Origin of the sequence: Peribacillus sp. NPDC097284 (assembly GCF_044761765.1) — a bacterium.
Taxonomy (GTDB): Bacteria; Bacillota; Bacilli; order Bacillales; family DSM-1321; genus Peribacillus.
Window position 1 is genome coordinate 999,617 of record NZ_JBIWCZ010000001.1, and the last position, 13,364, is coordinate 1,012,980.

Consider the following 13,364-nt stretch of genomic DNA (forward strand, 5'->3'; position numbering starts at 1 on the left):
TACATTTAAAGAAGGATGGATGTAACAAATGAAGTTTAAATATAAACATTTCTTAAAGACACAAGGTTCCATTGCTGCCATTTTCATGGGGATTTTCTATGGCCTTTGTATGCTAGGCATTTTCTTACCTGGTTATTCGGCCATTCCAGGAAATATCGATCAATTGCCAGTTGCCATCGTCAATGATGATGCTGGTGAATACGGAGACAAGATTGCCAGCCAATTGAAAGAAAACTTACCGTTTAAAGAAATCGAAACAGATGTAACAAATAAACAAGCGTTAAAAGATCTAAATAAGAATGATTTAGCGCTAGTCGTACACATCCCGAAAACATTCTCTGCGGATATGCAAAATGGCGAAACGTCATCAAGCATTGACTTTACAGTGAATGAAGCAGGACCAACCGTTGTTTCCTCAACTATGACTTCAGTCGTTACGGAAATTAACAATCAGTTGAGCGCACAATTCTCACAACAAACCGCTCAAGGCGTATTGATGAACTTTAATTTACCGGAAGAAAAAGCGGCTGAAATGGCGAAACAAATCGAAACGGCGTATTCAGGAAACATCGTCACGATCAATGAAGTGCCAGATGGCATGCACCACAATATGTTACCGATGTTCTTGACGATGGCAGGATATGTAGGTGCCATGATCGGTGCGATGCAATTAGTGACCTCATTCAGACAGAGCCGTGGAAAAGCGAGCAAGACACGACTATTCATGTATGTACAAATGACTGCCTTATTGGTTGCCGTTGTTTCATCATTCGTTGCCCTAGGCATCACTTATTTAGTGAATGAACCAAGTGGAGACCTATTCCTCAGCACGCTAGGTCAACAAATCTTGAACTATATGGTATGTTTCAACTTTACAGCCATTTTGGTATTCTTGGTTGGAGATGGTGGTATGGTGTTAAACATCCCGATCTTATTAACACAAACCATCGCAAATGGTGCCACCGTGTCACGTGATATGATGTATGCGCCGTATGAATGGATGAGCCACATTTCACCTATGTATTACTCGGTGCAAGCATACTTTGCCAACCTATATAGCACCACGAGTCCAAGTCCGTTTATTTGGTCCATGGTAGCCGTCGGTCTGGGTGCCATGTTCATCAACATGCTCATCGTGGCCTTTGTCCACAAAAAAGTCCCATTGGATAATCAAGTGGTACAACCGGAAACGGAAGCTGCAAAGACCGCTTAAATTCCCGCTTCGTTTGCTATAATAAGGATAACCATTTTCTGAAGGAGCTTAGAGATGCCCATTCAAGTTTTCATATTGAGCAAACTGATGAAGGATAATAATTATCCATATAAATTAAAAAAGCAGCTGTCTGAACCCATCCCTTTCGATCAACTGGGTGGGCTGACGGAAAGTAAGCTGTATTACCATTTTGATTCGCTAGTCAAACAAGGCTTAATCGAGATAGTCGAAATCATTAAAGAAGATCATCGACCTGATAAACAAGTATTCGGGATTACGGCTAAAGGCCGTGAAGAACTTCCGAAGAAAATCTACAAGTTGTTTGAAAATGCCAGTTCCATTAGTGATATGGTGGTGGGACTTGCATACCTCAAATATGTAGACCGTGATAAGGTAGTCGAAATCCTGAAAAACAACAAAAAGAAGTTCCTTGCAAAGTGGGAACAAATTGCGGATTTTGAAAAACAGATCAAGATGGAAAAAGACCATGATAAAGAAAAGCTAGTGGAATATTTAGGTGAATACTTTTCATCCAGAGCAGATCACACCATTTACTGGCTTGATGAGGTAATTAAACGGATTCAACAAGGGGAATTATAAAGAAAAAAACTGCACCTTCATTGTTAGACACACCTAACAATCGGAGGTACAGTTTTTTTCATTGAACAAGCCGTGCGCTCCTTTCAAGGAGTACGCACGGCTTCTTTTATTTCTTCGGCAAATCTACATTCGTGAACTGATCGACGGGAACAATCTCTTCTTCCATGTCCATCACGTTCAAGATGACCCGGTCTCCTACCTTGGTCAAGACTACATCGGACAATCCTTGAACGGAAGGATCAATCGAGAACCTTTTGCTGCTGCCCTCTACGATAAGATAGAACACATACCCACTCGAAAGATTGGCATCATTGATTCTGATGACTTTCCCTTTGACCTCTTTCATTTCAAATCCTTTTTGGGGCGTCACTCCATTGACTTTCCCTAAGGAGGCGATCAGTTTCTTATAGTTCCGGAATGCTTCATCTTTGTTCTTCCCGAAAGCTACTTGAGGATTGTCGCTATTGGCATACACGATGGCCACCCCTTGGAACTTGCTTCCTTTTGTAACGGGGATCACATAGGTCGGTGCCCCGTATATCGTATAGAACACGCCATTGGTCGCTTTCCATCCTGGATATTTGGATAAGAATTCACTCGCATTGGCATTCGATTTTGCTTCTTTACCGGTTAAAACGGATGTCACGCCTTTATAATATGTCATTTCACCCGTCTTGGCGTTGAACACACCGTAACCTACCAGCGTTTTCGAGTTCCCTTTTGATTTGGCCCTCGTGAAATCGACGACATAAATCAACTCGCCTTTATCATTAAAGGTGACTTGCATATTTTCCTCATTCGGAATCAAGACATCTTTTTTCGGACCGATGAGTGATTGGTTTTTCCACCCGTGAACATATTTTCCCCAATAGCTCCAATACTCTAGAGCCGTTTCCTCAGTGAAGGTTCTGTCCACCCATTTCGGTTCTTTTCCTAATGGATAGAAGGTCGTGTCACCCGTTTCCGGATTCACCACTACCACCCCATCCACGACAGACCCACTTCTGTATTTCAAGTAATGGCCAACCGAAGCTACAAAGAAAGGCTTGCCTTCTTCATCTGGCTCCAGGTATGAATCGTAGATGACTTTGGTTGGATACGCCTTATGAATCTGTCTATCTACATCATAATCCAAATACTGTGACGGGGCATACAGCATCTTCCCTTTCACCGTGCTCGCACCTTTATCGGTCGCTATGGCCGAAATCAAGTTATATCCTGGCGTGTATTCGGCTTTTCCAGCTTTCAGGAATCCGTCCATTTCAATGGGAGAGGTATACGTCAATTCGCCATTGATATTGGTCAGACGGTAATCACCTTCCGTGAAATATGAGGCATTCTGGATTTTATTAATGGCAGCATCGCCCTTTGCATCAGCCATTTTCACCGTCACTAGTGGCATCGTTTTAATATCTTGGACTTCCTCTAGTTTATTCTTCTTTACGACATCGGCTAACCCATGAAGGTTCCCGGCAATCGTAAGGGGATAAAACAGCATGATCACCCAAGTGGCAATCAGCAATAAACCGATGATATACATGGCATGGACATTCCAAGGCGTTCTGACTCGCTTCGAAACGCCTTGTTCCCGGTCACGTCTTTTTAGGGAAGGTTCTTTATCCCTCGATAGGTACAAGCATGCATCCACGATAAGGAACAACCCAAATACTACGGCCAAGTTGGAAAAGAACGCTTCAACCGTTTGGTCTAGTAGATTAATATCGATGATAAAAAATAAAATGACAGCGGCCAATAATAGCCGCAGAACCTGTTCAGTGAAAAAGAGCCAATCTTTTTTCCTGACGGCTATGGACCACCTTTGCGGAATGAGGGAAAGTCCCAATAAAGCAAACGGAAGCTTCGTCACGATCCCTTTTAAGATGAATACTAGTAATGAAAATATCATGATTTCAAAAAAACTCCCTTTATCTATTTTTCTAATTCTACCTAATTTTAACACAACTAATCAGCCACTTTTGCCTCTCCCCTACAAACCTATTCATTTTCAAAAAAATATTTTTAGAGCATGCTACTTTTTCCTTTTTAAAGTTTATATAGACGGTGAAGTGATTCTTTTCGAAAGCTTCAATAAGATGAAGAACAATTTGGTTAGATCATACCCTCTGCCCAATGGATGTAGGCGGATACTAAAAGGAGACGGAACCGGATGATTTATGAAGAAACGTACCATTACTTATTGAAACATGTATCCTCCACTGAATTCGATGCGTGTTTGTACTCTTTGCTGCATAGTGATTGGGATGGGGTCATTCAGAGCCCGCTTCATGCAATGGCAAGCAGTTTGGGGACATCGGAAAAATATTTGAAGCAGATCATCAGGAAATTCACGTCACCAAAAGGAGACCTTCCGCAGGTTTTCGTACCCGTTCAACAAGAAGGGGATGCTTTATATAAGTTCAACCTTGGACCGACAAGTAACCTTGGCTTTAACCATAAGACCGATCGTTATTGCAAGAAATACCGTTTCTTTTATCATGAGGCTTTCAAAGGGTTGACGATTTCGGCAAAACGTCTGTTGCTGATGGCCGCTTACCGGATGTCGGTTTCAAAATCGGAAGAAGTGATGTTCGATTATCATGAATTCGTTTCGGACTCCACTTCCCTATTCACAAGACAGCGCCTGTTCGAAGCGATGGATACCATCTATGAAGCAGGCTTAGGCGATCTCGTTACGATTGCTTTCACAAGCAAGGCTTTCTCCAAGAAAGAAGTGATAATGTTTACCTTTAAGGAAGGGACGCTTGGAGAGTATCGCGAAAACCGTGGCGAGCGGGCAGGACTGCGCCGGACCATTTTCAATGCGGGCTTTCCTGGCCATATCAGCGATGCCTTCTGCCTGGAGTTGGAACGGGTCGGGAAGTACATTTTCCGCTCGTTTCTTAAAGATGCAAAAAAAGCGGAAACTCCGAGCGATACGCAAAAGGAACTGCTGACCCTTGCGCGATTCGTCTATTCACAAGCACTCAAGAAATTCGGCAAGGCCTTGCGTGCCAACAAACCATTGCTCACTGAACCAAAACAGGCATCGGCTTATTTAAGCACGATTGTCTATAATGAAACATTAGAACAAATGGCGAAGTATGCCCACCAGGCCGAGTCCATCAAGTCCCTGCTTGACCGTGAACATTTTCATAAAGAGATTTCAGAGAAGGCACTTGGACGGGAAGTGAACTATATGGAAGTGAACCAACACATCGAACCGATCCGCCTCAAGTTTCAGCAAGCGGACTTCATCTATTCCATACTGAACGGCTGGTGCGAAGAGTGGCTCATATCCCGCGTGAAGACGGCGACCGAGACAATCGAAACAGAAGAGGAAATGACTGCACCGACAACCAACCCGGTACCCACAAGGACCGCTTCGGAATATATCATAGCGCTTAGAAATGATACATATGATCAATTGGACAAACTGCTCGCTTTAATCGGAAAGTTCGGTAACGCGGCGGTATCACCGTCCAACCAGCAATATACACTCACGAGGAAAAAGGAAACCATCCAATCCTATTTCGCCATACAACGTGGTCGGCTCGATGCCTTTGCTGCATCGCCTTCTTAACATCACACTACCTTCCTAAGCTAGTGTTTTTTCCCCTGCCCTTTTTCATCATTTACATAGATTCATAACAGGAGCGGATTCCGCTCTCTTTTTTTTGTCCTTTAAAGCGGCTGTGGATAAGAAGACGTGGCTGTGAATTAAAGAATTTCGCTTGTGGATTGTGGATATCCGCCTGTGGATGTCGGCTGATAGGATGTGAGTTGTGGATGGTATATGTGGATTGTGAATAGGTAGCCGTAAGTGATAAAAGAAGTAGTTCCAAAACCCAGTCATACCAAGGGTTTGGGCATGCAAGTTATCTAAGGGTCTAAAGAATGGGTCTGAAAAGAAAGAACTGAAAAAGATCCTGACTAATCGTTTGAATAAGGAGATGAATCGGTTTCATCGTTTAGGGCAAAATGAATGTCCTTAAAACTTACTTAAAAAAACCCGCTGAGGAAGAAATCAGCGAGTTTCTTATTCCATCATTATACAAACTACTTACCATTAAACACTGATATCCTGGCTTTCGTTCGTCTGGATTTTTTTCAATCGGTTTATGTCCAGACGAATCAATAAGGAAACAATCAATGCAACGGCGAAAAAACCAGTGAATACGATTAAACTTTGGGAGTAACTCCCGGTTGTTTCCCTGATCCATGAAGCGAACATCGGACCCACGAGCCCAGCAGCTGCCCATGCCGTTAGAATATATCCATGAATGGCACCTAACTGCTTCGTACCGAACAAATCTCCGATATACGCTGGAATGGAAGCGAATCCTCCACCATAGCATGTATAAATAATCGCTAATAAAATTTGATAGATAACCGGGTTATCCGTAATGATCAAGAGCGGGAAGGCAATGACCTGTATCGTGAAAAATATGGTATACGTATTCGGGCGACCAATGAAATCCGATACAGATGCCCAGCCAATCCGTCCAAGACCATTGAAGGCACCGAGCACGCCCACTAGTGCCGCAGCAGCAGCGGCGCTTAACCCAATACTTTCCTGGGCAAGCGGGGAGGCAGCTGAAATGATGGCAATCCCACAAGTTATATTGATGAACAGCATGATCCATAGATAATAAAACCGTTTTGTTTTAACTGCTTCGTTAGCGGTCAACTGCGAAAGATCTTGCAATGCCTTCACTTTGCCCGTTTTGATTTTCTCTTTATACCCCACAGGTAGCCAGCCTTTCTCTGGAGGCTCCAAGTAAAGAGAGGAAGCGATCATGATGATAAAGTAAGCGGTGCCAAGAATGAAAAAGGTAGTAGCAATTCCTACCGATTCAATCAGACCCTGGATGATTGGCGAGTTAATCAGTGCCGCAAACCCAAAGCCCATAATGGCTAGGCCAGTCGCTAGACCCCTGCGATCTGGAAACCACTTCACCAAGGTCGATACCGGTGCTATGTAGCCTACACCGAGCCCAATCCCACCGAAAACGCCATAAGAAATATAAAGGAGAGGCAAGGACTCCAGATGAATCGCTACACCGGACCCCGTAATACCTAAACCAAAAAAAATCGCCGAGAGAATCCCCGCTTTCCTTGGTCCATATTTTTCAACAAAATGACCAAGAAATGCAGCCGATAACCCAAGAAACAAAATCGCAATACTAAATGTTAAGCTAATATCAGTCAAATCCCAACCGAATTCGCTTGCAAGTGGCTTCGTGAATACGCTCCAAGCATACACCGAACCAATCGACAAGTGAATTCCCACTGCAGAAACAGCAATCAACCACCTATTCTTCGTCTTCTTCCCCATTCCCCAACATCCCCCTTACAAATGAACGAAACATCATACTTAGACAAAATACCCGTAGATGAAAACAATCCACACGTAAAATATCTACAAAAATAGTAACATATGGATAATTATTAGACAATTCATTTAAAAAACAACCAGTTTAATGAACGAAGTGGGTAGGGGAACGTATTGAAGCATGATAAAAGCGCGTCGATAGAATCAACGCGCCCGAACATTTTAATGTAACATGATGGATCCACCGTCTACCATCAACGTTTGACCAGTAATATATTTACTATCATCGGAAGCTAAGAATACAGCCACGCGACCGATGTCTTCCTCGGGATCACCCAAGCGCCCCACCGGAATACCCGCCAGCATTCCTTCATACATATCGGGATGCGCTTTAGCCCAAGCTTGCACGCCTTCCGAGTTGGCAATCGGAGAAATTAGATTGATGGTGATTCCAAATCCGCCAAGTTCATTGGCCGTGACACGGGTAAGACCACGAATCGCTTCTTTTGCCGCTGCATAGGCCGCTTGTGTCGGCTGCCCTTTAATCCCCGCCCCAGAAGCGAAGTTGATAATATTTCCCTTCGTTTCTTTTAGATGGGGAACGGCCGCCTGCATTAAATAGAATGTTGGATAAAACCCGGTATTGAATGATAAATCCAGATTCTCTCTAGTCGTTTCCATAAAGGGAATTTGTCTCGATACATGAGCATTATTAACGAGCACATTCAGCTTTCCGTATTTCTCCACAACCTGGTCCACTAACCCTTTTAACTCATCATGCTTCGTTAAATCGAATCGAATGAACATCGAATTAGGTGAGTATTGTTGCAACGAGGCCTCCACTTTCCTGCCTGTTTCTTCATTCACATCGACAATGACTACGTTTGCGCCCTCTTTCGCCATCGCATGGGCCATACCAGCACCGATTCCACCAGCACCACCAGTAATCAAGACCACTTTATCTTCTAATTTTTTCATATAAACACCTTCCTTCACCATGATTATTGCTTTATCTAGTAAGAAAATCAAAAATTTGTCTCTATATAATTAAACTACCCTTAAAACATATCCCCTATCAATCCCACGACCACGGGATTAAGTCGATGTACACGTTGTTTACTCAACTGGCATCCACTATTGATTGTTTATCGTTAAAAAAATCCAACAAAAAAACGCTGAATCAGATTCAACGTTTTTTGTTGGTATTTCATGTGAATATTATTCTAAATGATCCACAGCATATTGAGCTTCTTCTTTGGTAAACTTTTCTCCATACTCTGAAACCAATTGATCATAAACCGCTGCTTTTGACATATCCATTTCATCCACATACGTTTTTGCTTTCTTCAACGCATTTTCTTTCCAGTCAATTTCTATATTGTCGATAGCATATTGTGCCGCTTCTTCTGGAAATTTTTCTCCATGCTCTGAAACCAATTGATCATAAACCGCAGCTTTTGACATATCCATGTTTTCCGCATACGTTTCTGCTTTCTTTAATGCTGCCTTATGTTCGTTTGGTACATTATCTGATGCTTTCTTATCATCTTCTACCTTTTTGTCGTCTTTTACCTTATTTGGCTCTGCCACTTTATTATCATTTTCTACCTTGGTATCATCATCTTTCCCGCCTAATGAAGTGATGATCACCAAGATGATGATCACTAAAATACCGGTGAAAATTTTATGCCTCATAAAAAAATTACGTTGATCTTTTCCACAATGAACGCATTTCTTTACTCCTTTTGCAATTTCCTTACCGCAAGCTTTACACTTGGTCATCTGATTACTCAAAATATTCCCTCGCATTTCTTCGTACATGTTTTTTTAATATACCTAAATACCTATATCATTATACCGGTTGGATTAGATAATCATATAAGTTATTAAGAATTGGTAGAAACTCGCATTTGTTCGTTATCCTGACTCCTAAAAAAAATCTACATAAAATAGGGCCTTCTCCTTTACTCAAAAAAGGCATTTGAATCGAAACTCAAATGCCTTTTTTGATATTACCCATATATTTTATTATGCTTTAACAGCCAATTCTACTAAGCGTTGTGCGGAAGCCTTTACTTCTTCCAACCCTGCAGAAATGATTTCTTGTGCTTTATCAGACATTGCATTGTGACCTTCGATGATGACCTCATCGATGATTTCCATGCCGAAGATGCCACCGAATACATTGCGCATGTAGTTCACTGCCATTTCCATCGGAGCCGCTTCCGGTGTTGAGTAAACTCCGCCACGAGCGTTTAGGAAGATCGCTTTTTTGTCAGTCATTAATTGAACCATGTTCCCATTTGCATCATATTTGAATGCAAATCCTGCCGCAAAGACATAATCGATGAATGTATGCAGTTTAGCCGGGATTGTTAAGTTCCATAATGGGAACGCGAATACCACTACGTCCGCTGCAGTGATTGCGTCCATTGCTTTTTGTTTAGCAGCCAAAAGGCGTGTTTCTATATCCGTTAACTCTCCGCCTGTTTGCACTTTGCCGAACGCGTTGAAAATTTCTTGTCCGAAGTATGGTGTATCTTCTTCAAACACATCGTACGTTGTTACATTTACGTCTTTGCCTTCTAATGAAGCCATGAACGTTTCGTACATTTTGCTTGAGATTCCTTCTGTTGCCGGACGGTTGTTTGCTTTTACTACTAATACATTCATTATATATTCTCCTCATTTATCCTATATTTAGTTATTTTAAAATAATGTATCTTTATTTCAAGATAATTATATTTTGTATCATCCATCCTATTCTGTCAACATATTAGATTTGTTTTCGTTATACTTTTATTATGTTTTAAATAACAATAACTCCATACATGTACCGTTTCTGCAGACAAAGTACTTTGTGCATCGACGATTGCGAATCGATCTACTTGCACCCCAAGCATAAAAAAACCGCTCGGCCCTTAAGGCTAAGCGGTTCTGTTCTAGTCTTGACTCTGGCCAGGATTGCTTCTCTTACGTTTTTCCGCAGAATACTCTTTACCGTGTGCTTCATGTTCGGCAATGATGGCTTCTTCTGGAATATGGTTATTCTTCTTCGGTGAACTGATGCGATTACGATGCTTTTTACCCATGATAATCCCCCCTTTAAGTAAAGGATAAGCATATCTTGTCCGGGAAACTGAAAAACATGTATAGGGCAGGATTCCTCTTCTCAAGGTCGAATAACAAGAATGGAAGGGGATGATACAGATGTTTCCGATACTCGAGACAGAAAGACTGACCTTAAGGGAAATTACCGAAAGCGATAGCCAAGAAATCTACCAGTGCTTTTCCAATGATGACCTTACACGTTTTTATGGGCAAGATTCGTTTGAAAGTATCGAACAGGCAAGGGAAATCATTGAAAAATTTGCTGAGAACTATAAAGAGAAACGGGCCATTCGTTGGGGAATCGAAAGAAAAGGGATACCTGGACTGATTGGAACGATAGGATTTCACGCCTACCTTCCCAAAAACAGAAGAGCGGAAATTGGCTATGAACTCCATCCGGATCATTGGAATAAAGGGTATATGACAGAGGGGCTCAAAGAAATAGCCGCCTTCGGTTTCAATGAGCTCGGTCTGACGCGTATCGGTGCGGTGGTGTTTACGGAAAATGTCCAATCCAGTCAGTTATTAAAAAAGGCAGGCTTTGCCGAGGAAGGGATCCTTCGAAAGTACATGTATCAAAATGGAGTCCCACACGATACGTATATGTATTCCTTGATTAAGTAGGGGAATGCATAAAGAGACTGCCAAGCATTTTCTTGGGCAGTCTCTAATTTCCAATCTCTCGTTGGACTCCATCGATAACGGCATTTCCATCATGTAGAACTTGTTTTTTCTCCGTAATTCCGGTCAAAATATAACCGATATTGAGAGATCACTTCATCTTATACGATTAAATAATCTTGCAACGCCTGTTGCAGCGTTCCTTTCGTTTCTGCTTTATTACCAAAGCACACTCCAGATCTCACCATTTTCGTAACGATCTCAGGACGGAGGCCAGTGATTACCGCTTTACACCCCATCATCGCCGTCCCATCCAGAATGTTCATTAACTTTCTAAGGACGGAAATTTCCATATCGACGATTCCTGATAAATCCAATATCAAAACTTGTATCCCCAGTTTTCCTATCTCTATCAGTACTTTTTCCTCGATGATATACATGCGTGATTCTTCCATATCCCCAATCAAAGGCAGGATGCAGATACTTGGGGTAATTGGAATGATTGGGACGGATAAGTTCTCCACCAAGTTCTGTTGCGATAAGATCAATCGATCCTTATAATCCGAGTAACGAATGAAGAACGCTTTAAGAAATTGGTCGACCTGTTCATTCACTTTCTTCTCTAAATCGAAAAACACTTCCACATTATTGAATGTATCTTGTAATTGTTCATATTCATATAGGAATTTCCATAACGTTCTGCGAATGGCCTGAACCCATTCCAACTTGAATGAAAGAGTCAAGGAGTGCGTGGCCCACGCTTCTCCCTCTTGTTCAGCAAAAGCAATGATGGCTGCCTCATTCTGTTCCACGATGTACCGAACCAGCTTATGCGCATTATTCAGAAGGTCCACATTCCCAACCAGCAGGATTTCCTCGATTTTTTCTCTAACATTGACTGCCTCTTCCAAAATTTGCCGCTCGAAATCATCCTTTTTTTCTAGGAGGAACTCCATGATTTTGTCTTCTTCATTAATGGAAAAGTTCAACATACCCACTCCTTTTTCGTCACATCTGTACTCCTAGATTTCTCTGTGACAGGAGGTTTTTCCTGCTAAATGCTAATAAAAATAGATAATGGTCAATCGGTCAGTTTTAAAAAGTTGAAATATCTGCAGTATACTTGTCATGCACGGTGACATTCGACCTCATTTTTTGATTCATTCGACCACGAATAGGATTTATTCAACCACGGGATCCATTAATTCGACCACTCGTTGTATTCATTCAACCACAGCCCTTAGTTATTCGACCACAGACAGAAAAATAAGCATAACTTTTCAGCTATGCTTACATACATTCATATTTATTCAGTCGTTTCTTTTTCGTCTTCATCACTATTATCACGATAGATTTCCGAGATGCCATTCATCCCGTTCAAAAGCTGTTGTGTCGTAAAGTCTTCGCCGCCGACTAAATTATCCTCACGTTTTTGCTTTTCATCTTTTTTCAAATTTGATTGATCCATGTGGTATTCACCTCCATGATATAGGGTGTCTTATCATGGAAGGAGTATGCATAAGTAGCCTTTCCCGTATATAAAAAAAGTCGCCATCATAAACATGCTGGCTGACTCATATCTTACTTTCCTGTCGATTTCACTGCTTTCACTTCATATAATCCGCCTTCTGAGCTGACGATATAATCAGGCTTTGGCTTGCCAAGATTGGCTTTATGTCCAGCAATGTGTGCGTCGCTCTTCTCCCACTGCTTCCAGTATTCCTCTGATTCCCAGCGAATCATGATGATTACTTCCTCATCGCCCCGTCGCACCTTTTTGACCAAAACACTTAGATCGACGAACCCTTCTTGCTTTTCAATCAAACCTTCTCTACTGAATTTTTGCACGATTTGATCTGCATGGCCTTCTGTTACCACTGTTTTTTTCATTTGAACGAACATAGTGCACATCCCCCATCCATTTGCTTTCTATTAACCAGTTTAATCAATAATGATTCTCACTGTCAATAAATAGTAACTTCAAGATGCCCATGTTTTTTGTGGGGGCTATCCGAAGTTATGTGACAAATATCCTTTCCCTTTATCATTTTTCGCCTGATTTTTCAAAAACACATTCAAGCTCGGACACCCCTGCATACTATACCATTAGCTTCATGAAAGGAGGGGTTTGAATGACGAAAGGAAAAAAAGGAAAAAAGGGTAAACATTCTACTGGACATAAGTCCACTGGCAGAACGTCTACTCGCAGTACTTCCACTCGTAGTACTTCCACTGGCAGAACGTCCACTCGCAGAACGTCTACTCGCAGTACGTCCACTGGCAGAACGTCTACTCGCAGAACGTCTACTCGCAGTACGTCCACTGGCAGAACGTCTACTCGCAGAACGTCTACTCGCAGTACGTCTACTCGCAGTACGTCTACTCGCAGTACGTGTACTCGCAGGACGTCCACTCGCAGGACGTGTACTCGCAGGACGTCCACTCGCAGTACGTCCACTCGCAGTACGTGTACTCGCAGTACGTCTA

Annotated in this window: 14 protein-coding genes; 4 read left to right on the forward strand and 10 right to left on the reverse strand. The window is 42.1% G+C overall.

Annotation, left to right across the window (positions count from 1 at the left end; all coding sequences use genetic code 11):
* Positions 1-28: 28 nt before the first annotated feature.
* On the forward strand, positions 29-1,213 hold the full coding sequence (locus ACIQXU_RS04970; protein WP_402957349.1) for a YhgE/Pip domain-containing protein: 1,185 nt from the start codon (positions 29-31) through the stop codon (positions 1,211-1,213).
* 54 nt (positions 1,214-1,267) lie between these two features.
* Positions 1,268-1,813 carry a PadR family transcriptional regulator gene (locus ACIQXU_RS04975; RefSeq protein WP_402987100.1) on the forward strand — a complete coding sequence of 182 codons (546 nt, stop codon included), beginning with the start codon at positions 1,268-1,270 and terminating at the stop codon, positions 1,811-1,813.
* A gap of 106 nt (positions 1,814-1,919) precedes the next feature.
* Here ACIQXU_RS04975 and ACIQXU_RS04980 read toward each other — a convergent pair whose 3' ends face one another.
* On the reverse strand, positions 1,920-3,719 hold the full coding sequence (locus ACIQXU_RS04980; protein WP_402987102.1) for a hypothetical protein: 1,800 nt from the start codon (positions 3,717-3,719) through the stop codon (positions 1,920-1,922).
* 261 nt (positions 3,720-3,980) lie between these two features.
* Here ACIQXU_RS04980 and ACIQXU_RS04985 point away from each other — a divergent pair, with 261 nt between their 5' ends.
* Positions 3,981-5,393, forward strand: a complete 1,413-nt coding sequence (locus tag ACIQXU_RS04985) for a hypothetical protein (protein ID WP_402987104.1) — start codon at positions 3,981-3,983, stop codon at positions 5,391-5,393.
* 486 nt (positions 5,394-5,879) lie between these two features.
* Here ACIQXU_RS04985 and ACIQXU_RS04990 read toward each other — a convergent pair whose 3' ends face one another.
* The 5 genes from ACIQXU_RS04990 to ACIQXU_RS05010 all read right to left on the reverse strand — a co-directional run bounded on the left by ACIQXU_RS04990 (position 5,880) and on the right by ACIQXU_RS05010 (position 10,237).
* Positions 5,880-7,148, reverse strand: coding sequence for an L-lactate MFS transporter (locus ACIQXU_RS04990; protein ID WP_402874188.1), 1,269 nt, complete (start codon positions 7,146-7,148; stop codon positions 5,880-5,882).
* A 219-nt stretch (positions 7,149-7,367) separates the two neighbouring features.
* On the reverse strand, positions 7,368-8,123 hold the full coding sequence (locus ACIQXU_RS04995) for an SDR family NAD(P)-dependent oxidoreductase (protein WP_402957341.1): 756 nt from the start codon (positions 8,121-8,123) through the stop codon (positions 7,368-7,370).
* Between the two features lie 240 nt (positions 8,124-8,363).
* Complete coding sequence (locus tag ACIQXU_RS05000; RefSeq protein WP_402987106.1) at positions 8,364-8,966, reverse strand: Ltp family lipoprotein; 603 nt, start codon at positions 8,964-8,966, stop codon at positions 8,364-8,366.
* Between the two features lie 207 nt (positions 8,967-9,173).
* The gene (locus tag ACIQXU_RS05005; protein ID WP_402874180.1) at positions 9,174-9,818 is read right to left on the reverse strand and encodes an FMN-dependent NADH-azoreductase; all 645 of its coding nucleotides are present in this window, start codon (positions 9,816-9,818) and stop codon (positions 9,174-9,176) included.
* 269 nt (positions 9,819-10,087) lie between these two features.
* Positions 10,088-10,237 (reverse strand): hypothetical protein, encoded by a 150-nt coding sequence (locus ACIQXU_RS05010; RefSeq protein WP_402874177.1) that lies wholly within the window; start codon positions 10,235-10,237, stop codon positions 10,088-10,090.
* Between the two features lie 118 nt (positions 10,238-10,355).
* On the opposite strand from ACIQXU_RS05010, the gene ACIQXU_RS05015 reads away from it, so the two are divergent.
* Entirely contained in the window at positions 10,356-10,880 is a 525-nt protein-coding gene (locus ACIQXU_RS05015) for a GNAT family N-acetyltransferase (RefSeq protein ID WP_402987109.1), read from the forward strand.
* 158 nt (positions 10,881-11,038) lie between these two features.
* Here ACIQXU_RS05015 and ACIQXU_RS05020 read toward each other — a convergent pair whose 3' ends face one another.
* From ACIQXU_RS05020 to ACIQXU_RS05035, 4 genes are all read right to left on the reverse strand, one after another.
* Positions 11,039-11,866: an STAS domain-containing protein gene (locus ACIQXU_RS05020; protein WP_402987111.1), complete on the reverse strand. Its 828-nt coding sequence runs from the start codon at positions 11,864-11,866 to the stop codon at positions 11,039-11,041.
* 317 nt (positions 11,867-12,183) lie between these two features.
* Positions 12,184-12,345: a hypothetical protein gene (locus tag ACIQXU_RS05025; protein ID WP_402874171.1), complete on the reverse strand. Its 162-nt coding sequence runs from the start codon at positions 12,343-12,345 to the stop codon at positions 12,184-12,186.
* 113 nt (positions 12,346-12,458) lie between these two features.
* Entirely contained in the window at positions 12,459-12,779 is a 321-nt protein-coding gene (locus tag ACIQXU_RS05030) for an antibiotic biosynthesis monooxygenase family protein (RefSeq protein ID WP_402874169.1), read from the reverse strand.
* Between the two features lie 196 nt (positions 12,780-12,975).
* The gene (locus ACIQXU_RS05035) at positions 12,976-13,320 is read right to left on the reverse strand and encodes a hypothetical protein (RefSeq protein WP_402987113.1); all 345 of its coding nucleotides are present in this window, start codon (positions 13,318-13,320) and stop codon (positions 12,976-12,978) included.
* Positions 13,321-13,364 lie beyond the last annotated feature (44 nt).

What these genes read in the sequence shown, in the direction of transcription:
- ACIQXU_RS04970 (WP_402957349.1), top strand. Translation starts at nt 29, where the DNA reads ATGAAGTTTAAATATAAACATTTCTTAAAGACACAAGGTTCCATTGCT.
- ACIQXU_RS04975 (WP_402987100.1), top strand. Translation starts at nt 1,268, where the DNA reads ATGCCCATTCAAGTTTTCATATTGAGCAAACTGATGAAGGATAATAAT.
- ACIQXU_RS04980 (WP_402987102.1), bottom strand. Translation starts at nt 3,719, where the DNA reads ATGATATTTTCATTACTAGTATTCATCTTAAAAGGGATCGTGACGAAG.
- ACIQXU_RS04985 (WP_402987104.1), top strand. Translation starts at nt 3,981, where the DNA reads ATGATTTATGAAGAAACGTACCATTACTTATTGAAACATGTATCCTCC.
- ACIQXU_RS04990 (WP_402874188.1), bottom strand. Translation starts at nt 7,148, where the DNA reads ATGGGGAAGAAGACGAAGAATAGGTGGTTGATTGCTGTTTCTGCAGTG.
- ACIQXU_RS04995 (WP_402957341.1), bottom strand. Translation starts at nt 8,123, where the DNA reads ATGAAAAAATTAGAAGATAAAGTGGTCTTGATTACTGGTGGTGCTGGT.
- ACIQXU_RS05000 (WP_402987106.1), bottom strand. Translation starts at nt 8,966, where the DNA reads ATGTACGAAGAAATGCGAGGGAATATTTTGAGTAATCAGATGACCAAG.
- ACIQXU_RS05005 (WP_402874180.1), bottom strand. Translation starts at nt 9,818, where the DNA reads ATGAATGTATTAGTAGTAAAAGCAAACAACCGTCCGGCAACAGAAGGA.
- ACIQXU_RS05010 (WP_402874177.1), bottom strand. Translation starts at nt 10,237, where the DNA reads ATGGGTAAAAAGCATCGTAATCGCATCAGTTCACCGAAGAAGAATAAC.
- ACIQXU_RS05015 (WP_402987109.1), top strand. Translation starts at nt 10,356, where the DNA reads ATGTTTCCGATACTCGAGACAGAAAGACTGACCTTAAGGGAAATTACC.
- ACIQXU_RS05025 (WP_402874171.1), bottom strand. Translation starts at nt 12,345, where the DNA reads ATGGATCAATCAAATTTGAAAAAAGATGAAAAGCAAAAACGTGAGGAT.
- ACIQXU_RS05030 (WP_402874169.1), bottom strand. Translation starts at nt 12,779, where the DNA reads ATGTTCGTTCAAATGAAAAAAACAGTGGTAACAGAAGGCCATGCAGAT.